We start from the raw sequence: 508 nt of genomic DNA, 5'->3' as shown, positions 1-508 counted from the left end.
TGAAGGCATACAGCGCCCCCTCAAAGGGGTTGTGGCCCAGCTCCTGCTCGACGATCGCGGCCAGGCCCCGGAAGCTCTTGCGGAAATCCACCGGCTCCCGATACAGGTAGATCTGCGGCATGCGGGGATGGGGGCGCAACCGGTACTTCATGCCAGCATCCCCAGCAGATCACGCACCAGACTCAGGTTGTTCGCTTCGATGCCGCGGATCTCCAGGCCGTTGGGCAGGCTCAGGGTCAGGCCGGTGGGCTGTACCGTGGCCGGGATCACCGGCACAAAGCCCGCCCCCTTCTTCTTTGTTGCCAGGCCGCAATGTGTAACTGCCAGAACGGCGCACCTTCGGTGGCATCAGACATGTCCATCGATTTCTCCTATGTCGTGAAATTCCAGGAGAAAGTCTGCACAGGGTCAGGTGGGGAAAACAGGTGTGGATTCTTGGGCGCTTACTTTATTTCTTCCGGACTGCTGATACGCAGAAAATCGGACTCTGGTTGTTCGGGCTTGATGT

At 59.3% G+C, this 508-nt stretch carries 2 protein-coding genes; both read right to left on the bottom strand.

Annotated elements, in window-relative coordinates; translation table 11 throughout:
- The coding region (gene tnpB, locus ACOCD2_RS26265) for an IS66 family insertion sequence element accessory protein TnpB (protein ID WP_374109791.1) at nt 1-121 on the bottom strand (121 nt) is incomplete at its 3' end.
- A gap of 26 nt (nt 122-147) precedes the next feature.
- Nucleotides 148-276 carry a hypothetical protein gene (locus ACOCD2_RS26260; RefSeq protein ID WP_293653668.1) on the bottom strand — a complete coding sequence of 43 codons (129 nt, stop codon included), beginning with the start codon at nt 274-276 and terminating at the stop codon, nt 148-150.
- Nucleotides 277-508 lie beyond the last annotated feature (232 nt).

It is taken from the genome of Thiolapillus sp. (assembly GCF_048562965.1).
GTDB classification, from domain to species: Bacteria; Pseudomonadota; Gammaproteobacteria; order Chromatiales; family Chromatiaceae; genus Thiolapillus; species Thiolapillus brandeum_A.
Note: the sequence above shows the minus strand (reverse complement) of the source record. Positions and strands in the feature narration are given on the sequence as shown.